This window comes from Methanobacterium formicicum (assembly GCF_029848115.1).
Taxonomy (GTDB): domain Archaea; phylum Methanobacteriota; class Methanobacteria; order Methanobacteriales; family Methanobacteriaceae; genus Methanobacterium; species Methanobacterium formicicum.
Genome location: NZ_JARVXG010000052.1, coordinates 35,001 through 54,882, shown reverse-complemented (window position 1 = coordinate 54,882; position 19,882 = coordinate 35,001). Strand labels below are relative to the sequence as shown.

The 19,882-nt window shown below is 42.3% G+C and carries 20 protein-coding genes; 7 read left to right on the top strand and 13 right to left on the bottom strand.

From position 1 onward, the window contains the following. Nucleotides 1–3: 3 nt before the first annotated feature. The 6 genes from cofG to QC759_RS08295 all read right to left on the bottom strand — a co-directional run bounded on the left by cofG (nucleotide 4) and on the right by QC759_RS08295 (nucleotide 5,385). Entirely contained in the window at nucleotides 4–1,068 is a 1,065-nt protein-coding gene (gene cofG / locus QC759_RS08320) for a 7,8-didemethyl-8-hydroxy-5-deazariboflavin synthase CofG (RefSeq protein ID WP_048072528.1), read from the bottom strand. Between the two features lie 90 nt (nucleotides 1,069–1,158). After that, nucleotides 1,159–1,596 (bottom strand): DUF2120 domain-containing protein, encoded by a 438-nt coding sequence (locus tag QC759_RS08315; RefSeq protein WP_048072527.1) that lies wholly within the window; start codon nucleotides 1,594–1,596, stop codon nucleotides 1,159–1,161. Further along, nucleotides 1,593–2,543, bottom strand: a complete 951-nt coding sequence (gene mptA, locus QC759_RS08310; RefSeq protein WP_048072526.1) for a GTP cyclohydrolase MptA — start codon at nucleotides 2,541–2,543, stop codon at nucleotides 1,593–1,595. The genes QC759_RS08315 and mptA overlap by 4 nt, the downstream gene beginning before the upstream one ends. A 419-nt stretch (nucleotides 2,544–2,962) precedes the next feature. Further along, nucleotides 2,963–3,640: a SepCysE family protein gene (locus QC759_RS08305; RefSeq protein ID WP_048072525.1), complete on the bottom strand. Its 678-nt coding sequence runs from the start codon at nucleotides 3,638–3,640 to the stop codon at nucleotides 2,963–2,965. A gap of 56 nt (nucleotides 3,641–3,696) precedes the next feature. Beyond that, entirely contained in the window at nucleotides 3,697–4,740 is a 1,044-nt protein-coding gene (locus QC759_RS08300) for a histone deacetylase family protein (protein WP_048072524.1), read from the bottom strand. A gap of 162 nt (nucleotides 4,741–4,902) precedes the next feature. Then, complete coding sequence (locus QC759_RS08295) at nucleotides 4,903–5,385, bottom strand: Lrp/AsnC family transcriptional regulator (RefSeq protein WP_048072523.1); 483 nt, start codon at nucleotides 5,383–5,385, stop codon at nucleotides 4,903–4,905. A 128-nt stretch (nucleotides 5,386–5,513) separates the two neighbouring features. Here QC759_RS08295 and QC759_RS08290 point away from each other — a divergent pair, with 128 nt between their 5' ends. Further along, nucleotides 5,514–5,735: a hypothetical protein gene (locus tag QC759_RS08290; RefSeq protein WP_048072522.1), complete on the top strand. Its 222-nt coding sequence runs from the start codon at nucleotides 5,514–5,516 to the stop codon at nucleotides 5,733–5,735. A 413-nt stretch (nucleotides 5,736–6,148) separates the two neighbouring features. Here the strand turns inward: QC759_RS08290 and QC759_RS08285 are convergent, their stop codons facing one another. Further along, on the bottom strand, nucleotides 6,149–6,697 hold the full coding sequence (locus tag QC759_RS08285) for an ArsR/SmtB family transcription factor (protein WP_048072521.1): 549 nt from the start codon (nucleotides 6,695–6,697) through the stop codon (nucleotides 6,149–6,151). Nucleotides 6,698–6,930: 233 nt separating this feature from the next. Between QC759_RS08285 and QC759_RS08280 the strand changes: the two genes are divergently transcribed. Beyond that, the gene (locus tag QC759_RS08280) at nucleotides 6,931–7,566 is read left to right on the top strand and encodes a GltB/FmdC/FwdC-like GXGXG domain-containing protein (RefSeq protein ID WP_052399959.1); all 636 of its coding nucleotides are present in this window, start codon (nucleotides 6,931–6,933) and stop codon (nucleotides 7,564–7,566) included. After that, the gene (locus tag QC759_RS08275; protein WP_048072519.1) at nucleotides 7,563–9,425 is read left to right on the top strand and encodes a glutamate synthase-related protein; all 1,863 of its coding nucleotides are present in this window, start codon (nucleotides 7,563–7,565) and stop codon (nucleotides 9,423–9,425) included. The genes QC759_RS08280 and QC759_RS08275 overlap by 4 nt, the downstream gene beginning before the upstream one ends. A 388-nt stretch (nucleotides 9,426–9,813) precedes the next feature. On the opposite strand, the gene QC759_RS08270 is transcribed toward QC759_RS08275, so the two are convergent. Continuing rightward, on the bottom strand, nucleotides 9,814–10,506 hold the full coding sequence (locus QC759_RS08270; RefSeq protein ID WP_048072518.1) for a DUF4013 domain-containing protein: 693 nt from the start codon (nucleotides 10,504–10,506) through the stop codon (nucleotides 9,814–9,816). A 139-nt stretch (nucleotides 10,507–10,645) separates the two neighbouring features. Next, complete coding sequence (locus tag QC759_RS08265) at nucleotides 10,646–11,350, bottom strand: DUF4013 domain-containing protein (protein WP_048072517.1); 705 nt, start codon at nucleotides 11,348–11,350, stop codon at nucleotides 10,646–10,648. 398 nt (nucleotides 11,351–11,748) lie between these two features. Between QC759_RS08265 and QC759_RS08260 the strand changes: the two genes are divergently transcribed. Then, nucleotides 11,749–12,441: a hypothetical protein gene (locus QC759_RS08260; RefSeq protein WP_048072516.1), complete on the top strand. Its 693-nt coding sequence runs from the start codon at nucleotides 11,749–11,751 to the stop codon at nucleotides 12,439–12,441. A 180-nt stretch (nucleotides 12,442–12,621) separates the two neighbouring features. Here the strand turns inward: QC759_RS08260 and QC759_RS08255 are convergent, their stop codons facing one another. Then, entirely contained in the window at nucleotides 12,622–13,788 is a 1,167-nt protein-coding gene (locus tag QC759_RS08255; RefSeq protein WP_048072515.1) for a tRNA (guanine(10)-N(2))-dimethyltransferase, read from the bottom strand. A gap of 266 nt (nucleotides 13,789–14,054) precedes the next feature. On the opposite strand from QC759_RS08255, the gene QC759_RS08250 reads away from it, so the two are divergent. Further along, entirely contained in the window at nucleotides 14,055–14,978 is a 924-nt protein-coding gene (locus QC759_RS08250; protein WP_048072514.1) for a CPBP family intramembrane glutamic endopeptidase, read from the top strand. Nucleotides 14,979–15,231: 253 nt separating this feature from the next. Beyond that, a complete protein-coding gene (locus QC759_RS08245) occupies nucleotides 15,232–16,326 on the top strand; it encodes a DegT/DnrJ/EryC1/StrS family aminotransferase (RefSeq protein ID WP_048072513.1) in 1,095 nt (364 codons plus the stop codon). A 154-nt stretch (nucleotides 16,327–16,480) separates the two neighbouring features. On the opposite strand, the gene QC759_RS08240 is transcribed toward QC759_RS08245, so the two are convergent. Next, on the bottom strand, nucleotides 16,481–16,783 hold the full coding sequence (locus QC759_RS08240; protein ID WP_048072512.1) for an MTH1187 family thiamine-binding protein: 303 nt from the start codon (nucleotides 16,781–16,783) through the stop codon (nucleotides 16,481–16,483). A 35-nt stretch (nucleotides 16,784–16,818) separates the two neighbouring features. Between QC759_RS08240 and QC759_RS08235 the strand changes: the two genes are divergently transcribed. Further along, nucleotides 16,819–17,682 carry a TIGR00269 family protein gene (locus QC759_RS08235; protein WP_048072511.1) on the top strand — a complete coding sequence of 288 codons (864 nt, stop codon included), beginning with the start codon at nucleotides 16,819–16,821 and terminating at the stop codon, nucleotides 17,680–17,682. Nucleotides 17,683–17,772: 90 nt separating this feature from the next. On the opposite strand, the gene QC759_RS08230 is transcribed toward QC759_RS08235, so the two are convergent. Both QC759_RS08230 and QC759_RS08225 read right to left on the bottom strand, forming a co-directional pair. Next, nucleotides 17,773–19,365, bottom strand: a complete 1,593-nt coding sequence (locus tag QC759_RS08230) for a GTPBP1 family GTP-binding protein (protein ID WP_048072510.1) — start codon at nucleotides 19,363–19,365, stop codon at nucleotides 17,773–17,775. A 275-nt stretch (nucleotides 19,366–19,640) separates the two neighbouring features. Continuing rightward, on the bottom strand, nucleotides 19,641–19,853 hold the full coding sequence (locus tag QC759_RS08225; RefSeq protein WP_048072509.1) for a DUF1922 domain-containing protein: 213 nt from the start codon (nucleotides 19,851–19,853) through the stop codon (nucleotides 19,641–19,643). Nucleotides 19,854–19,882: the final 29 nt, after the last annotated feature.

Genomic DNA, 19,882 nt, shown 5'->3' with positions numbered 1-19,882 from the left:
TCATTAAATTATTTTTTCCTGGATTCTGTTACTTAAAAATTCTTTAGTAAGGTATGGGGGATATACCGGTAGTCTTTCTTTCAAATAGAATCCCAGTTGACTGGTTAGTTTGTTAAGTTCATCTAACTCTGGCCAGGGTGCTTCCGGGTTCACGTAGTCCCTGGTTAGGGGTGAAACACCTCCCCAATCATCGGCCCCGGCCATGAGAAATACCTGGGCACTATCCTGGTTGAGATTAGGAGGGACCTGAACACTGCAATCAGGGAACAACAGCTTGGTGGTCGCTACCATTCGGATCATCTCCAGAAGTGAAGGTTCGCTGTGGTTTTCCATTTCTATGCCGGGTTTGGTTCTGAAATTCTGGATGATGATCTCCTGGATATGACCATATTTATCCTGAATTCTCCTGATTTCCAGGAGTGACTCAACCCGTTCTTCTACAGTTTCACCAATACCAATTAAAAGTCCAGTAGTAAAGGGAATCTTTAATTTACCTGCATTTTCAATGGTTTTAATTCTAAGCTGTGGATCTTTACCGGGACTCTTCTCATGGGCCGGGGTATCCATTAGCCTCTTGCTCGTAGTTTCCAGCATCAATCCCATGGATGCATTTACCTCTCTCAACATCTTAAGCTCGTCTTTTTCAAGTATTCCCGGGTTGCTATGGGGGAGCAGGTTAGTTTCATCCAGTGTCCGCTCACAAAGATCATAGAGATACTCCAACATCCCACTGTATCCTAATTTTTTCAGGGCATGTTCAACCTTGGGTGTTGCGTCAGCTTGTTCTCCAAATGTAAAAAGGGCTTCCCGGCAGCCGTACTCGTCGGCTTGGTGAATGGTGGCCATGACTTCCTGGGGAGGCATGACCAGAGTGGCGTCATCATCTTCCGGGTTACGGCGGAAGGTACAGTAACCACACTCGTTGCGGCAGATATTGGTTAAGGGTAGGAAAACATTTTTAGAATAGGTTATTTCATCTGTCTGACGGAGTGAGTTGGCCTGCATCATCAAATGCAGAACATCTTCACCCTGAGATTCCAGTAAAAGAATTAGCTGGTCCTTAAACATTCTATCGTCAATTATCAATTTTCTTTTTATCGTAAGTCAATCGATTTTTTTTAGACATCGGGAGGAAACCAAGAATTCAGGGGGTTTAAGTTATCCTTCCAGTGCCGAAACCACCAGTTCCACAAAGAGGGGGCCTATACCACTTTTATCTTTCCACAGAATAATAAAAATGGCAATATCATCCACCACACCTATACCGTAATCGGCATGACAGTTCATGTTTTCGAAGGATTCTTTTAGACGATAGATTCCGTATATATCTGTTTCTTCCTGAATGGATACCTGGGAACGGATCTGTTCATCCATTATAGTGATGATGTCGGCAGTTTCATCGGAGTACATGTCCAGCTTCTGGGCACCTAATCCCTGAAGTATCTGGGATATGGTGGATTCCAGTTCTTCCGGTGGGATTCTCTGGCGGGATCTTCCCCGGACTATAAGTAATTCTGTGGTGTCCATGGCTGCTTTAGAACCTTCAAATGCCTCTAGTTGTCCCATGATCTGCCCGGCAATTTCGCGTGTTCTCATTTGTCTCCACCATTTCTTATTTCAGCTTTAAGCTCACCCATTGTGGCTACTTTCTCTGCAAATGCATTGTGGCGGTGTATACTTTCTTCGTTTACCTGTTGCACTGTGATGAGGGTGTCATCTGGCAGGTGGGAAAATTCTTCCACGATCTTCTGTATCATATTGCGCACACAGTCTTCCACGAACATGGGATGCTCGTGGGCATTAATCACCACCGCATGTTCATCTGGTCTTTTCAGAAGTTCACATACATAGGAGCTCATGGAGTCTTCAATTATCCTGATTATATCCTCGCCCCGGATTACCTGCTGGGCTGGTACTTCAATCATAATACTTCCCCGACCCCTCTGGTTGTGGGACGCGAAGGTGACAGCTTCCAGAACTTTTTCCGTGGTTTCTTCGTCTAAAAATTCCAGGAGTTTCTGTTTGGAACTTTCCTTCACTGTTTCCTGGGCACAGGGACACACGGTCATCCCTACTACTTCCGCCCCGATCATCTTCCGAATAACCACACCCTCCTCGTTACGGTAGCCAATGGCATCCGCCATTATGTTCACCATTTCCTGGGTTTTGTGCTTGGTCACCGGTGACTTTTTCATGATCATGAAGTCACTCTTCATGCTGACCTCGGCTCGTTTGGCGTATTTATGCTTCTCCAGTAGCAGGTTAACTATCTCCGCGCACAAGGATTCTACTTCCATTGCACTGTCTTCAACAGCTTCTTCCAGGACATCACTAATGGCTTCTGGGTTTCTTGACATGTGGATGCCCCTTTGCGTGCTGGGTAAATCCACATAGGCGTCAAAGGAGGGCAAAAGAACTATTGGTCTTTTGTTCTCCCTTTCAATTTTTAATAGTTTTTTAACCCCTTTCACTCCTACTCGCGTAAGGTGTACGGGGATGGTAGGTAACTTTTCTTGGGTATCGGGTAAACACGGTGGTTCCAATTTTTTCACCCCTGAGTTCTAATTGTTAATAATACGAAAAAACTTAAAAAAACAATCGATTTTTATTTTTCCAATGAGTTATGCTTGTTTTTGTATTAAAACATGTTTTCCTGTTATCATTCCCTTTTTACTTAAGAATGTTGGTGTTTAATTGTTGGAATTATACTAAATGTATGAATTAATTCTCATCTTAACAAACTGATGGTTAGTATGTGTATAAATTAGGGAAGTGATATAAAAAGAGTTGTGTTTTTTTCCTGATATTCCCTATTTTCAGGGTAGTTTTTACATATTTTCCCCTACTTTTCCTAATGCCTGTTTGGTGAATTTAATGCACGGCCCTCATTTAAATTGTAAAAAGCATAATATGGTGTATTTAATTGATTGGGAATTATTTACAGGTTAAAGATGGGTGTGAATCATCCTTCCAGAATTTTTCGGAATTCAAGGATATCAACATCCTTTAAATTATCCCTTTTCATTACTTTGGCTTCGTAAAGGTCTACAGCCCTCTTTGCCAGTAGTTCTCCTGATTTATCGTTTTCAACCACTACCAGAATTTCCTGTACACCCAGTTGTTCCATTTTACGACTTATATCATTTTTAACATGGGATATTTTCTTTTTTATCGGTTCAAGTGCGGTTTCAGGAATTTTAGGATTGAGAATTCGCATGTCTTCAGCTTCTAATGGTACTCCAGCCACCACTATCCTTTGAGGTTCCACACCCCACCTGGTAATGATTTTTTTGAAGTTTCCCTTACTGGTAAGTATGATGAACCTCTCTGAAAGTTTTCCTACCTTCTCTTCCACATCTTCCTTTTCCAGGACACCAAATTCAACCAGGATATCATCGATCTTGTTCCTTATATCTACCAACCTTCCACAGAATTCTTCAGCATCCTCCTGTAGCAATTTATGGGTTGGTCTGCTGGAGTAAATGAACTCTTCAGTTTCTATAATACTTTTCATAATTTCTGCATAGGTTAGAGAATTTATAGTGCCCTCACGGGGGGTTTTCATTTTCTCGGAGCCTGTTTTTGATTGCCCTGCTTCTTTTAGAAGTTCTTGAGCCTGTTTGAACCGGATCTTATCCATTGTAATCTCCTCTAGTGTAAAATTTATTTTGTATACTTTAAGTTGGTGACTTGGAATTAAAAGGTGAAATAGGGTGAAAATCTGTTTTGTACCTCTTTGAATAAAGCTTTGGTTTCCTCTTTCACCACCAGTTTTCCCGGGGGTTGCCATTCCTCTTCAGGGCTGATCTTGTTCCTCAACACATTTATCATTTTCAGGTTGGACCGGGCCATGGCATCTCTACTGTAACCACCCTCCAGGATAAGCACCATCTGGGAAGCCAGCTCACGCATATAAGAAGCTATCCATGGATAAAAGTCATCATCTAACTGTAGATGGGAGAGTGGATCTTCTTGATGGCTGTCAAACCCCACATCTAGGAAATAGAAGTCGGCCTGGAATTGTTTTATAACTGGTTCCAGGATTTTCTCTAGGAGGTAAATATAGTCAGAGGTTCCGGAGCCCGGGGACACAGGCAGGTTAAGGTTAAAACCTTGCCCCAATCCCATTCCTGTTTCTTCAACAAAGCCTTTACCCGGAAAGATAGTGCGAGGGTCCTGGTGTATGGATATGTAAAGGACATGGGGGTCCTGATAAAATATTTCTGCAGTCCCATTCCCGTAGTGGGCGTCAAAATCCAGTATCAGGAATTTTTCCAGGTCATGGTTTTTTCGCAGGTACTCCAGAGCCACAGCTAGATTGTTTATTAAACAGAAACCCATGGCCTTGTCTGAGGTGGCGTGATGGCCGGGAGGGCGTGCCAGGGAATAGGAAAAATCATGTCCGCCAAGAACCAGTTCACAGGCGGTAATAGCCCCTCCTGCTGCCATTTTGGCAATTTCATAACTCTGGGGTGATTCATAGGTGTCATAATCCAGGTATCCTCCCCCATTTTCAGCAAAATTCTTCAAGTGTTCCAAATGGCTGGGGGTGTGCACCTGCCGGAGGTCCTCTTCACTGGCCGGGGTGGGAGGGTGTATATCAATTTCACCACCTTCCGGTGTGAGCTCACCAAACTCCAGGGTGAGGTATTCCATCATTATGTCCAGTCTACCCTGGTTTTCAGGGTGGGATCCAGTTTGGTGCAGTGCATAATCTGGGGAGTAAACCAGAGAAATCAAAGCAAAGACCTCCTTAAGTGTGGGATTTTATTCACCTAAAACTTCACAAGGTATTCCTTCACTTTTTATCATGTATAACTAATTTAATACGTCTAATCACCACTATTCCCTAATATGATCTTATATGTGTAAATTGTCCATTTTGCAGGTTAAACTCAGTTTTTACAACATTTTACTGGAGCTAAGATCTTCTTTGACTATGTTGAGCACGGTTTGGGTGTAGGTTCTCTGGACATCTGGTTCCCGCAGCAGGCTCTTGATAAACTGATCTAGTTCGCTGGTATCTTTAAATCGGGCAACTAATATGGCATCGAATTCGCCAGTTACATCGTACATGCAGAGGACGTTCTTGTGGTAGGCGGTGCGGTCTTCCCAGTTTTCCAGAACCCCACCCTTCACCCGCACTCCGATGATGGTGGTGAGGTTGTAACCCAGTTTGCTGTGATCAATCACTGGGGTAAATTTCTGTATAACTCCGTTTTTGGTGAGTTTTTCCATTCGGTTGTGGACTGTGCCTATGGAGACGTTGAGGAGTTTTGCTATTTTCCGGTAAGACATCCTCCCATCTTCGTTGAATAAATTAATGATTTCTCGGTCTACATCGTCTATTTCCACGATTTCATTTTTATTCTCATTTTCTTTCATCACATTCACCGCTTAGATAAACATTGTTTATATTTTTTAAATTTATTCTATGTTTAATTATACATTTTTCAAATATTAGTGCAAATAATTTAAATACAAGTTTGTACAAGTTATTATTAGGTGATCATATGGCTTTGATGAGTGAAGAAACAATAAAGATGAGGTATATTGCCCTGGTGAAGAAGGGAATAATCGATGATGAGGAATGCCGATCCTACACCAAGAAGATCGATTTTGAACCGTGTATGGTGAAGAAAGTTCAGAAATTTGAGGACTACTTTGTCCCGGGAACTGTGCTTTTAAGTGATAAGGCCAGTTACAAGCTGCGTATTGAGTATCCAATGGAATAAATCTTTTATTATCTTTGGGGGTCAAGAACATAACTAACTCCTGAATCATCAACTCACGAACTTAACTATAAACTAAAATATATCATTTATTTGCTATTATTATTTACCTTTTTTTATTCTTTTCAGGATTTATTTAAATCATTGTTCAACTGTGGATGGGGGATAATTTTAGGTCATTGGACCAGCATGCAGAATCCCTTTTTTATAGTACGTTGCATGTAATCTCTGATTTAAGGAATTATAGGGGAAAGCTTCCCATTTGATGGTAAATATCCATTTATTTTTGAAAAAGATTGGGGGGATTGTACCGGGGCAAATCCTTATCTTCTTATTGATTTGGATCATTCCTTCTTAATTAGATTTCTAAGATGAATCATCATTCATAATGGAAAATATATCCTTCCTAGGGTGAATCAGATTAAGGCCAGCATTCCTGCCTTGGTTATGCTGTATTTCTCCATTGACTCGGATCTTTTCACCATCCCCATTTCTATAAGTCCGTTAAGATGTTTATAAACCATTGCTCGGGATATTTCAACTTCTTCACCAATTTCAATGGCGGTTAAATCTTTTTGGGCCAGTAATTTCATTATTTTAAGGCGGGTTTTGGATATTTTCAATTGAAGGGGCGGAAACCTAACCACCTTCTCCTGGTAACAGGAGAAAATCCCATCCACTCCTTCTTGGTTGGCTGCAAAATTCAAAAGAGGACCGATATCTCCCGCACCATAGGCCACGTAAACTTCTCCATGTATTTTAGCCCCTCTAATAATCTCTAAAATCCGGGTTAATGCACCCTGGGGTTTTTCAGCGTTGATCTGAATTTCACCTCCCTTCAAGAAGGAATCCAATTCAGTTTTACGGTATTTACCATGATAAAGGCTAATTAATCCATCGGGCTGGGTCTCCATAGAGACATTGAAGAGGCACTGCCCCCTAAGGTTAGTGATCAGGGTTTTCATACTCTCTCACCTGTTTTTATTTTTCACCTATGTTATTTTTTCAATTAGATTCAAAATCAAATGATTCCCACTACACTATTGTCTCATTTTATTATATAACAGTATACTTTAAAAGTTACACAGAAGGCAAACTTTATAATAGAGATTGATTTATTACCCTCATCGAGAATAATGGGGGAATTTGAACGAGTGTATCGGATACTATAAAAGCAGAAAACTATACCACCCGACAGTTGAATGTTGAAATTAAAAAAGCATTATCTGAAGATAAAAATAATATAACACTGGAAAAACCGGGAAAACTAAACTCAATAGCAGTTGGACTGGGGCCTGAAGCAGAAATCACCCTTAATGGTGATGTGGGAGACTTCGTAGCCGCACTTAACAATGGAGCATCCATAGAAATAAATGGAAATGTGGGTCGCTATGTAGGGGACAACATGACCTCTGGTGAAATCATCATCAAAGGCTCTGCTGAAGAAGGTGTGGGATTCGGAACCTACAACGGAACTATAGTGGTTTATGGTGATGCGGGAGATGCTGTGGGTCAGCTAAACAAGGGAGGTATTCTACTCATCAACGGTAACATGGGTAGCCACGCTGGACTTTACATGCTTAGTGGAGACATAATCGTTACCGGAGATGCTGGTGAATACACCGGGGACTGGATGATTGGTGGAAACATTTACGTGGCAGGGAAGTACCAGACCGGTACCAATGCTGCGGTAACTGAACTCACCGCGGAAGATAAGGATAAATTAACCAAAATCTTCCAGGAATACTCCGTGGAGGCCCAACCCCTAGACTTTGTTAAAATTGGTCCTGAAGAGCTAAGGCCATTCTATGGTAAACAGGAGGCCAACAAATGAAACAGATACTTTTAACCAATCCCGATAAGTGTGACGGATGTAACGACTGTATTGAAGCCTGTGCATCAGTCAACGGTGAAAGCAGTATTTTCCTGCACAAAATGACCGAAGGCTACCAAACCATTGTCTGCCAACAGTGCATAAACCCATCCTGTCTAAAAGGATGCTTCCGGGATGCCATATACCGTGAAGACAACGTGGTGAAAATCAACCAGGACCTGTGTGTGGGCTGCCGCCTGTGCATGTTAATGTGCCCCATTGGAAGCATAACCTACACTGCTGACCAGATGCTAAAATGTGAGCAGCAGTGCATGCAGGGCCCGGACGACGAACCAGCATGTGTCAAATCCTGTGGAGAAAATTGCCTGAGTGTGGTGGATGTTAAAGATTTCGCCACCGGTTTGCAGACTAACTTTGAAATGGATAATTCCATGGGATCAGCAGCACCCCGACCATTATCCCCCTCTGGAGAACTGGCAGTATCCACCGAAGGACTCTGTGTTTTCTGCGGTACCTGTGAAATTGTCTGCCCCACCAACGCCATCAAAATAGTGGATAGCCATGCAGAAATCGATAAAAGCAAGTGTATAATGTGTGGGTCATGTACTGCCGCCTGCCCCGTACTCATACCCACCGGGGCCGGAAGTATATGGGACCCTAGAACAATTGCTGACATACGCTACACCTCCAAGGCAGGTAAATACGTTCTCCGAGGTTTCGGTACAGAACGAAGACTACCCAACCTGGATGATATCATCATACTACCGGGACAGGCCACAGTATCCCCGGTGGACAAGTACCGGGAACCCTGTAACACCAAGGTAGTTTTGGGGTCACGATACGCTGAAAACCCACTGGAACTGGAAACCCCAGTACTCATTGCTGGAATGTCCTTTGGAGCACTTTCCGAGGAATGTAAAGTGGCTATGGCCAAGGGTTCTGCCCTGGTAGGTTCCTGTGCCAACACTGGTGAAGGAGGAATGCTCCCCAGGGAAAGGGAATGTGCAGACAAGCTCATGGTCCAGTACTCCTCCGGAAGATTCGGAGTCTCCGCTGATTATCTCAATGTGGGAGATGCCATAGAAGTTAAGATTGGACAGGGAGCCAAACCAGGAATGGGAGGACACCTCCTGGCTGAAAAAGTGAGCCCCAAAGTTGCCGAAATCAGGGGAATACCCCTGGGAACTGACGCCCTGAGCCCAGCAAGATTCCTGGACTCCACCCGTCCAGGAGACCTGGCCAAACACATTGAACTCATACGTGAGGTCACGGACTGGCAGGTCCCAATTGTGGTTAAACTGGGACCGGGAAGGGTGAAAGATGATGTTCAGGCCGTGGCTGAAGCCGGGGCCGATGTTATATCAGTGGATGGAATGGAAGGAGGAACTGGTGCCGCACCAGAAGTGGTTATCGAGCACACCGGAATCCCTACCCTGGCCGCACTGATGGAAGCAGTCCATGGACTGGAAGAAATAGGAATGAAAGACACCGTGGATCTTATAATCACCGGTGGAATAAGGAGTGGGGCTGATGTAGCCAAATCAATGGCTCTGGGTGCCGATGCAGTGTACATTGGAACCGGGGCCATGATCGCCATGGGATGCCGGGCCTGCCGTATGTGTTACACTGGTAAATGTCCGGTGGGAGTGGCCACCCAGGATCCACTACTGTGCGAACGCCTGGACGTGGATCTGGCCGCTATGAGGGTAGCTAACTACATCAAATCCATGACTGAGGAAACCAAGATGTTAGCCCAGCTGGCTGGTCACGATGACATCCGCAAGTTCTCCCCCGATGATCTGCGGGCCCTCAACAGTGACACTGCCAAGATAACTGGTCTGCGCCTCACCGGGATGTAAACCTAAGGGGTCAGGGATTAATCTTAGAGGAATTTAACCGATGGATCCCTTAGGATAGTATCCCGGGGATTTTTTTATTCCTTTTTTTTTTAAGAGTGTTCTAATTTTTTATTGAGGTACTTTTTATTGAGATACAGTTCAATCTGGGAAGAATAACCCTCAAAAATTGAAAATTAGTAATATTAAATCAGTAATATCTATTTATTTGGCTTATTAGTTCTCTAATTTGGCTTATTAAAACTTTGTTTGACTTATTTAGTGAAATTTAGAGAAAACTCATTTAGAATTGTAATTCCCTTAATTAATCACATATATTCACTATATTTTTAAAATCGTATTTGTTTCTAAACTGTATTTAAAAAAAAGAAAAAAAAAGAAAATGGGTTTTTTATTCCATTTCCACAGCTGATCCGAATAAAAGGGCCAGAGATCTTGCACTGAACATGGTTAAGTAGGGGTAAACCACTAACAGGGCAATTATCATACCTATGAATGGAATTACCTGTAGTACGCTGGCAATGATTCCACCGATGAAGCTGATGATGATCATCACGATGTACCATACTATGTATTTGCCCCATCCAATCATTGATATTTTCTCTAGAATTTCACTGAATCGGAACGCAGCTCCAAATTCGCTGTCATTTAGGGCCATATTGGCAACAGCAATAGATCCGATTAATTCGAAGAGTATTGCTAAGATAATTCCAATAATGGCTGTTCCACCAATGAGTCCAAAGGCTAAAGTTGGATTGGCTAGGCTGCCTGCTTCAGTTACAGACATAGATGCGATTGAAGCCCATGCTCCAATAAACATTACTATCAGTGGTATCAAAAGGTATACAAATTGTACTACAAATATTTTTAAACCGTCTATGAACATCTCTCCCCATTCATCAAAGTCAGGGAGTTCGTCAAAACCGGCTATGGAACTTTTTAAAATTCTGAAAAAGTATCCCATTACCAGGAAGACTGGAATTATTAAAATGCTTATAATGGTCAAAATTCCCAGTATAATTACTTTTTTCCAGTCCTGAGACGGATAACTAATGGAATCTGAAATAATTTCTCCAATATCCATGTTTTTACCTCCATTTTTTTGGGTATCTATTGTTATGTTTATTTTCTTATAAAAATTTGATTGTTTCTTTTAAATCGCGGATAAAATCCTTTAAAATTTGCCAGAATAGTCCTAAATTTATTAAAAATGTATAGATGTATCACTGGGTTTCCAAGCCCGATAGGAACAACAGTCCCAGAGCTCTGGCATATAATAAATAAACATAGGGGTAAAGCAATAAAACGATTAAAGCCCAACCCAGGACTGGTACAAAGCCCAGTAATCCTATTAAGGTGCTGATGATTATTCCCAGGAAGATCATCATCACGTACCAGATTACGTAGTCCACCCCGCCAATGGCCCTGATCCGGTTTAGAATTTCATGGAAACGGAAGGCTGCCTGGATTTTACTATCATGGTAAGCCATGTTGGCTATGGCGATGGTGAAAAACACTCCAAAAATGACTGCAAACACCAATCCGGTGATGATCAGTCCTCCCATAAAACCGAAGGTACTGAAAGCACTATTGAATGATAGTTCATTCCCGGAAACTCCTGAAGCCACTAATGCGCCCAGGGAAGCCCACATGCCCATAACTACCAAAATGGTGGGGATGATGAAGTAGGCCAGTTCCACCACCAGAATTTTAAGACCATCGGTGAACATCTCTCCCCATTCATCAAATTCTGGTAACTGGTCCACCCCGGCGATAGACCATTTCATGGCCCGGAAAACATATCCCATGACTAAAAAAGCAGGGACAATTAAAAAACTGGTTAAAATTAAAATTCCAAGGATTAAAACCTTTTTCCAATCCTGTGAGGGATATTTTATTGCATCAGAAGTTAAATATCCTATATCCAATTAATTTCCTCCTCTAATTAGATTCTATAAGATCAAGCAGGGTTTTCAATTGTTTTTATAATTCATTACAGTTTTTATCCTTCATTACAGATATCCTTATCCTCTACTCCTTTAAAGGTTATTTTTCACTTCAGGTTAAGACTTCAGGTTAAGTTTATTCTTTAATCCCGATTAGGGTTATCTCCATCTCGGTTGGTTTATTCTCACTCCAGGTTGAAGTATCCACATCAACTGATTTTATGAACAAAAGTAATTTTTGGATTACCTAACTGATTATTACTAATTAGAGGGGGATTTGGAAAATTTAATAAATCTTATATTCTTAAACGTATAGATAAATTGGAAATGATTAATATTATCTCGAGTGACCTTCTGTTAATGATAGATATGGTGAAGCAATGAAATGGCAAGTAATTCTGCTGGTTGTTCTGGCGTTATTCGGTGGTTATCTAGTTATCTCCTCTGCCACGGGTTTAGTTGAACCAGTGGGTAGGTTGGGATTTGTGAAACTGGCCAACCCTGACATGTATCCCGGTCATGTGCACTCCAAATTACTGGCAGAATATGCCGAGGAACGAAACTCCAAATGTGCCCTGGTTGTCCACTTTGCTGGTGATTCCAACTATCGACACTACAAAGAGGGTGATGTGATGATAATAGAAATGGCCTTTATTGACACCAATGGTACCGGTGCCGCGGGTCCCACTGACTACATGGATTCCCTTAAACTGGCCATATTCGGAGTTCCAGATGGAAGATATAAATTCAAGGCAGACGGTCTGACATTTAACAGCTGGAAAGAGGCCCGTAGTTATATCAAGAAAATAGCTGGTCAAAATGGGCAGGAAGGACCCATACCCATGGTTTGGCATGGTACAGCCCGGTCAGGCAATCCCATATTCACCCAGGGATGTGGATTACCTCTCTACTTCTACATAACTTGGCAGGAGTACGGGGCTCTGGCTGCTTACTACTACACCCTGAAGGGAATGGTAACTCCCTACCTGAGTTTACCGTATCGTAACTATGAACTCCAGCATGCCTCGGAGTTACAGTACTATTACACCCATGGAATGCTGGATTATCAGTAAAAATGGATGTTGGACTCGGAAAATAGATATTTTTATCCAAAAGGGTATAAAATAGAAATTTTTAATAAAAGGATATTTTTATAAAAGGAATTTATTCTCTTTTATATTTTTTATCTAATTATCTTAATTTATCTGGTAACATCTATTTTCGGAGTTATCCATTTAAAATAAGAATATTCCCTATCCTTCATTCTTAATGGCCTGTTCAATGACTGATAGGGGAGCATCAGTCTTCAAACCATTGGGGTTGAAATGGGTGAGTTTAACCAGGTATCCCTTCTTCCTAATATTTTCCATCACCCTTTCCCGGGGAGAGGCACTAATCTTCAACTTTTTACAAATAGTGTGCACATCGTAGAAGGTAGGTGGTGCACCAGCTTCATCCCTACATTTTTCCAGGAGTTTAATGACTTCTACTTCCCGGTTTATCTTCAAATCTGGCACTAAATCCAACATACCCTGAATAAACTCCGAGTTCTGCATTTCCCCACACCACAGGGGCCCGGTCACATGGGGCACTTGACCACACTCCGGACATTCCAGGGGTATCCTGGGGGTCAAACCTTTAAAAACCTGTCGGTTAAGACATTTGGGGCAATGTGCAATATAACCAAGGTTTTCAAGTGAATCATCAGTATTTTTAGCTCCTTTACCCACCAGGGCGTAGATGCGCATGTAGTGTTCTGTGCTGTGGGAGAATTGGAACTCCAGATACTTTTTATATTTAGAAAAGGTGCGGCACATGAATCCAGCCAGTATTCTCAAGCCTGTTTCGTGACAGTACTCATTCCTCAAGGGTTTGGCACTATATTTTCGTATGCATGGTTTTTTGTAGGTACCACACAGGGCGGAAGTGTCGGTGGCGGTAATGCAGATCAATCCCCCTGCTTTAAGACTGGCAGCCGCAGATTCAACATAGGGAGCCGGGGTTCCAAAGGGGTCAATATCGATAACATCAAATTTACCCCCACATTTCCGGAGAATAAGATTAGCATCCTCCCTACAGGCCTTAACATTGGTTAAACCATTATTTTTAATATTTTCCTTGGCAAGTTCAACTGCCAGGGGGTTTAAATCGTTCACTACTGCCAGGGAAACATTTTTTATTTCCTGGGCATAACGTATGCCCCGTATTCCACTACCTCCAAAGGCGTCACAGATGGCAATATCTTCCCCTTTCTGCTGTTGATAAAAGGATAAGGCAGCTACTGAAAGGTCCCGGTTAAGTTCCATAACTGGATTGAAAAAGACCGGAGCCCTGGCTGTTACCTTTTCAAATTGGGGGATCTTCATCCTTACCTGGCCTTCTTCTACCCATAAAAAGTCTATCTCGCTAAGTTCAACCATTGCACAAACCTCAAAAACATCATGGAAATCTAGTTCTTAAATGGTAATTAGTTCATCGTGGTTACCTTTCTTTACTATCAAATTTCCCCCTGATGATGATTACCATGTCAACCGACATATATTTTATTAAGGAGGATATTGGGAAAAACTTCCACTCAACTCAAGTTTTTTATAGTTTTAATTTAATAACCATGTATCTCATAGTGATCAACCTATTCAATATAATGGTATAACTACTAAAAGAGATTATCTTGCTGGAGAAAACAATGTCAACTCTTTCACCAATAACATTTTTAGATAATGCCTCGGAAGGATCCAACAGCTGGTGGAAATACGTTTTAACCGTTATAATGTCCCTGGTGGGGGGTAGTCTGGTGGCGGGCATTATACTGGGAATTTTGCTTGTAGTACTGTCCATTTTTTCCTCAGGTGGAATAGCAAACATTTACGATTTCATTACCTCCGCCTTGAGCAGCCCCTTTTCCCTGGTGATACTGGTGGGGATCAGTTACACCCTATCCTATTTATTCTTCTACATCTGCTTGAGATTCATCCACCATAAACACCTGTTAAAGGTTATCAACACTGTTTCAGGAGTAAGGTGGAAGCTTTTATTTAAAGGGCTTATTTTGTGGGCGTTGATTCTTTTTATCTTTTCTTTACCCGATTTGATCATTAACCCCGGTAGTTATCAGATTACCTATAACTCTGGAAATTTCCTCATCCTCCTGGTTATCTGTCTACTGGTATTCCCCCTCCAGGCTTCCTTTGAGGAAATACTGTTTAGAGGGTACCTCATGCAGGGATTTAGTTTAATTTCCAAAAAACCATGGATTCCACTTTTAATCACTTCCGTGCTATTTGGAATTGTACATTTCTTTAATGGAACCAGCCTGACCTCTGATCTGTCCATTGTTGCTTCCACCTTCGTGGTGGGAATGATGCTGGGTGTACTGGCCCTGGCTGATAATGGGATAGAATCCGCCATGGGGGTCCACATTGCCAATAATCTTTATGTGGCTCTTTTCTTTAATTCAACCGATTCAGGGCTTCAGGGATTGCCATCAGTGGTCACTTCTCAGGCAGCAGAACCCTTCAGTGGACTATTTTTCCTAATTTTGGCTTCAATTTTAATGATTGTCATCCTGTTCTGGAACCGGAAAGAGGATGTACTACGAATATTCCGTTAAATAAAAAAAGAATTTTATTTTAACCCCTTAATTTTCCTTTATTTCATGATATAGGTATCTTTTTAAGTGATAAAATCAATGTAAAAATCGTGGATGAAAGGCAAGTTTAATATATAAATTTTTTAAGTGTCATTTTACAACAACCGATAAGTAAACCCCTTCCTGGTTTATTTAGGGATATGAATTATTTGGGGATATAAAATGATTTGAATTGGACTTATCTAGTTATCCCAGATTAAATATAGGTGAATTCATGATACCAGTTGCCAAGCCCCTTATAGGTGAAGAAGAAATTGAAGAAGTGGAAAAAGTTTTAAGGTCAGGATTCATAGCCCAGGGCCCTAAAGTGGCCGAATTTGAAGAAGCTTTTGCCAATTATGTTGGAGCCGAACACGCCGTGGCCACCAGTTCCGGGACCACAGCCTTGCATGTTGCCCTGTTGGCCCTTGGTGTAGGTAAGGGTGATGAAGTGATTACCACTCCCTTCAGCTTTGCAGCCACTGGTAACTGCGCACTATACGTTGGTGCCCGGCCTGTTTTTGTAGACATAGACCCTTCAACATTTAACCTTGATCCAGAAGGTATTGAAGAGGCTATCACTGAAAAAACAAAGGCTATACTCCCGGTACACCTTTATGGTCAACCGGCCAGGATGGATCGCATAATGGAAATCTCCCAGGAACACGGCATCCCCGTGGTGGAGGATGCGGCCCAGGCCCACGGAGCAAAGTTCCAGGACCAGATGATTGGTTCCATTGGTGATATGGCTTGTTTCAGTTTTTATCCCACCAAAAACATGACCACCAGTGAAGGGGGGATGATAACCACCAACAGCAGCAAGCTCGCTGACCAGGCCCGCATACTGAAGGCCCATGGTGAAAGAGAAAGGTACCAGCATTCTGTTCTGGGGTACAATTTCCGAATGACAGACATAGCTGCGGCCATTGGTTTGGTTCAACTGAAAAAGCTCAATGGGTTTAACCAGAAGAGAATAGAAAATGCCGAATACCTCACTGAACATTTAAAGGGAATTTCATGCATTGAATCACCATTTGTTTCCCCCCAGGTGAAACATGTATTCCACCAGTACACCGTAAGGGTTAAAGACGGAAAACGCAATGATGTGATGAATTACCTCAACCAGGAAGGTATTGGAACGGGAATACATTACCCTATCCCCATCTACAAACAGGAACTCTACCAGAACTTGGGATACAATGATCACTGGAGTGAAACTGAAAAGGCAGCCTCGGAAGTTCTATCTCTACCAGTACATCCCTCACTTTCTGTAGAAGAACTGGAAAAGATAGTGATAACCCTGGAAGCAGCTTCGGATAAGTTCTTCTAAACACTTACAGTTTCTTCCAAACAAAAATAAATACCTTTTAATTCCTTTTTTTAATCTTTTTTTATTTATTAAAGCACTCTAACTGTTTAAGTAATTTTTAAGCTTCCTCTTTCAAGGAGTAGGAATAATCATGGGTGCTGGTAAAAACATGTGATTATTCTAGTTTTTTTTCTACGGACTGTACTTTGTCTTCCATGGTGCGCTGACGATCTCTACGATCGTCTATTTTGACACTGGTCACCACCCTCTGGGATCCAGCCTTAAACACGGCTTCATGGGCAATTTTAATGGCCTCAAAGAGATCGTCGGGGTTATCAGCTTCCAGCAAGGTTCCCATACCATGTAACTGGTAATTCACGTGGGTTTCGTCCAAGGCAGCAATTGCCGCAGCCACATATTTACTGAGGCTTGTATCTGGAGTACCTATGGGGATTACAGTCAATTCTGCAGATATCATACTATTTTTTATGTTCAGCCAACCATATATTTTTTATGAAACCCCTGGACAGGCACAGCTTCAACCTGGAACTTGAAAACCGTGTTGAAAAGGTAATAACTGATTATAACCTGATAGATAAAGGGGATAAGGTGGCAGTAGCTCTTTCTGGGGGTAAAGATAGTGTTTTGACCCTGCACATTCTGCATAAACTGGTTGAAGAGGGTGGTTTTGATTTCAAACTCCTGGCCATTGCCATTGATGAAGGGATAGTTCATTATCGTGAGGAGGGTTTGGAAGCTGCCCGTGGCCAGGCAAAGGATCTGGGGGTGGAGTACCATGAACTATCCTTTAAAAAAGAGATTAGATTTTCTCTGGATGAAGCCTCCCAGTTCTATCAGACAGCCTGTGTCCCCTGTGGTGTTTTTAGACGTTACCTTCTGAACCGCACTGCCTGCCAACTGAATGTTGATAAACTGGCCACCGGTCACAACCTGGATGATGAGGTCCAATCCTATTTAATGAGTTTTGCCCGGGCTGATGTGCGCCGGTTTGCCAAGTTCGGACCTAAACAGGAACGAATACATCCGGGAATGGTGCCACGCATAAAACCCCTATGGCTGGTGAAGGAAAAAGAAGTGGGTACCTGGGCTATAATGAATGAAATCCCGGTGCACCTGGCCGAATGTCCCTATGCCCACCAATCTCTTCGCTCCCGATTAAAAAATTATCTCAACCAGTTGGAAGAGGAGCGACCCGGCACCAAACTGAATCTACTTAATTTTTTCCAGAAAAATCTCCGTAACTTGAACCAGAAAAGGATTGAACTGCACCGTTGCCAGAAGTGTGGTGAACCATCCTCTGTACCCGTCTGTAAGGCCTGTGAGATCCAGGAATTCCTAGAACAAAAGTTAAGATGAGTTATTATAGTAGTAATTTTATTACCGTAATTAGCTTACTTTGTAGTAGAGGATTATGGTTTCTTTTTCATGTTAATTAACTAGAATAACTTAACTGGCTATGCGGGTTACTGTTCCCACCCCTTTACTTTTACCTTCCCTGAAAATTAGTTTTTGACCTTCATGAATGGCAAAGGGATGGTATTTGAATCTCATTCTAACCTGGCCGGTGTCTCCTGCCGAAAGGTATTCCTGGCCCAGGGGTCGGAAGCAGGTGGTTTCGGCTATGGTTTCTATATGGGTAATGCACTCGTAACCCTCCTTGATGGTGGTGGGATGCACGAGGATGGCTACATCTGCGTCAAATTCTCGTACTGGCTGGGGTTTATAATCGGGGTGGCATATAATCATCCCCCTCCTTATTTCATCCATTTCAACGCCAGTAATGGATATTCCAACCACTTCTCCCACACTGGCACTTTCCTTACGATAGTGGTGCATTTCAATGGTCTTCACATTCACCGGGAGGAAATCTCCAGAACTCAAGGGACCTAAAATAAGTTTTTCACCCTTTTCAACTTTACCCTGTCTTATGGTGCCGCTCACCACTGTTCCCACTCCCATAACCGAGTAGATCTTATCGATGTACATCATGAATGGTTTCTGGAAGTCTTCTTCGTGGGAGGGTATTTTAAGACCAGAAAACAGGCGATCTAAGAGTTCCAAGCCTTCACCAGTAACAGGAGATGCTTTGATAACCGGTACTAAGTGTTGGTTCATGTTTTCTGACAGGAAATCGGCATTTTCCATGTTTTTTACCATGTAGGGTATTCTTCCCACCAGTTTCAGGAGGTCGAAGATCTCCTGGCGAACAGCCTGGATTTGATCCTCACTTACCCGGTCGATCTTGGTCATCACCACGATCACCGGTAGTTCCATGGCTAAAATTATCCCCAAGTGTTCCCGGGTGATGTGGGTGGGTCCCTGGTCAGCGGCCACTACCAGGAGGCCGTGAGTTAGCTTCTGACCCACAATACCTCGGATGGTGGTACGGAGCCAGGGTTCATGCCCTACGGTATCCACAAAAGAAATCAGTTTATCACATTTTTCCACCATAAGGGCCTTGTCCCCCTTATTAAGGGGATTCCTAATGCGTATTGTTTCTCCATTTTTAAATCCATAAACGGCAAAGGAGAGATCAGCGGATAAACCCCGTTCTATTTCGTGTTTTTGAACATCCAAAAATATACGGGTACTTCCCGAACCAGTATCCAGTTTACCCGTGGTCAGGGTTCCCACCAGGGTGCTTTTCCCATGGTCCACGTGGCCAGCTACTCCAATAAGTAAATGGTCTGGTTTACTGTTTTGTTCGCGGTTGATAATGACTTTGGCAACTTCTCCCTGGCCAGCATTTTGTTTTTCCACATTGATGATTTTAGCCTTTATTTCACGGGCCAGTTCTCCCAAAACAAATAGTGATTCATCCATCTGTTCTTTTTCCAGGCCCACCAGCAAGCCATCATCATCAACACCCACAAAATAGATGGCTTCTCCATTTCCCCGTGCCAGACGGTACTTCATCTGGGATGCCAATTGTTGCTTACGCTCAGTTAAAAGATGAGGGTCAGAATTAAGGTTTTCTTTAAATTCTATGTTTTTTCTCTCACCCTTACTGGTGAGTTTAGAGAAACTTTTACTGGTCATAGCCCCGAACCCAAGCTATTATTCTATTATCACTCAAATTATAAGAGATACACAAAACCTTATAATTGTATTCTTTTTTATTCTTCATATAGGGATTATTCTAAAATAAAATAAAGGATATTTTGCACTGAAAATTTCGATTCGCTGGGAATAAAAGTTAATTATAAAATTTAGGGTGTAGGTTGAGCTAAGAACTGGCAAATAGAGGCAAATAAATTGTTAACATTATAACCCCGGTCTACAGATGTATTTAATTATGAATCCCTGTTTTCAATTCATAACTTGTTGGCGGTGGTAAAGTAAGCCCCGCCGTACTTCTCTTCCTGAAGTTCCTGCACCTTTTCCGAGGCCTGTTGGGAGTCTTCGGTTTTGGCCAGGATCCTTCTTTCTTTAACCTTCAAATTCTTCCCACAGACACATTTTTTCTGTTTGACGCCTTCTTTGGCATAAACTGCCCGTCCACAGTCGCATCGAAATATTAAATACATTCAAACCACTCAAGTGTGTTTATATCAGG

What these genes read in the sequence shown, in the direction of transcription:
- QC759_RS08315 (WP_048072527.1), bottom strand. Translation starts at nt 1,596, where the DNA reads ATGAGAACACGCGAAATTGCCGGGCAGATCATGGGACAACTAGAGGCA.
- QC759_RS08290 (WP_048072522.1), top strand. Translation starts at nt 5,514, where the DNA reads ATGGCTTTGATGAGTGAAGAAACAATAAAGATGAGGTATATTGCCCTG.
- QC759_RS08225 (WP_048072509.1), bottom strand. Translation starts at nt 19,853, where the DNA reads ATGTATTTAATATTTCGATGCGACTGTGGACGGGCAGTTTATGCCAAA.
- QC759_RS08230 (WP_048072510.1), bottom strand. Translation starts at nt 19,365, where the DNA reads ATGACCAGTAAAAGTTTCTCTAAACTCACCAGTAAGGGTGAGAGAAAA.
- QC759_RS08305 (WP_048072525.1), bottom strand. Translation starts at nt 3,640, where the DNA reads ATGGATAAGATCCGGTTCAAACAGGCTCAAGAACTTCTAAAAGAAGCA.
- QC759_RS08295 (WP_048072523.1), bottom strand. Translation starts at nt 5,385, where the DNA reads ATGAAAGAAAATGAGAATAAAAATGAAATCGTGGAAATAGACGATGTA.
- cofG (WP_048072528.1), bottom strand. Translation starts at nt 1,068, where the DNA reads ATGTTTAAGGACCAGCTAATTCTTTTACTGGAATCTCAGGGTGAAGAT.
- QC759_RS08255 (WP_048072515.1), bottom strand. Translation starts at nt 13,788, where the DNA reads ATGGTTGAACTTAGCGAGATAGACTTTTTATGGGTAGAAGAAGGCCAG.
- QC759_RS08240 (WP_048072512.1), bottom strand. Translation starts at nt 16,783, where the DNA reads ATGATATCTGCAGAATTGACTGTAATCCCCATAGGTACTCCAGATACA.
- QC759_RS08250 (WP_048072514.1), top strand. Translation starts at nt 14,055, where the DNA reads ATGTCAACTCTTTCACCAATAACATTTTTAGATAATGCCTCGGAAGGA.
- QC759_RS08285 (WP_048072521.1), bottom strand. Translation starts at nt 6,697, where the DNA reads ATGAAAACCCTGATCACTAACCTTAGGGGGCAGTGCCTCTTCAATGTC.
- QC759_RS08260 (WP_048072516.1), top strand. Translation starts at nt 11,749, where the DNA reads ATGAAATGGCAAGTAATTCTGCTGGTTGTTCTGGCGTTATTCGGTGGT.
- QC759_RS08235 (WP_048072511.1), top strand. Translation starts at nt 16,819, where the DNA reads ATGAAACCCCTGGACAGGCACAGCTTCAACCTGGAACTTGAAAACCGT.
- QC759_RS08270 (WP_048072518.1), bottom strand. Translation starts at nt 10,506, where the DNA reads ATGGATATTGGAGAAATTATTTCAGATTCCATTAGTTATCCGTCTCAG.
- QC759_RS08245 (WP_048072513.1), top strand. Translation starts at nt 15,232, where the DNA reads ATGATACCAGTTGCCAAGCCCCTTATAGGTGAAGAAGAAATTGAAGAA.
- QC759_RS08275 (WP_048072519.1), top strand. Translation starts at nt 7,563, where the DNA reads ATGAAACAGATACTTTTAACCAATCCCGATAAGTGTGACGGATGTAAC.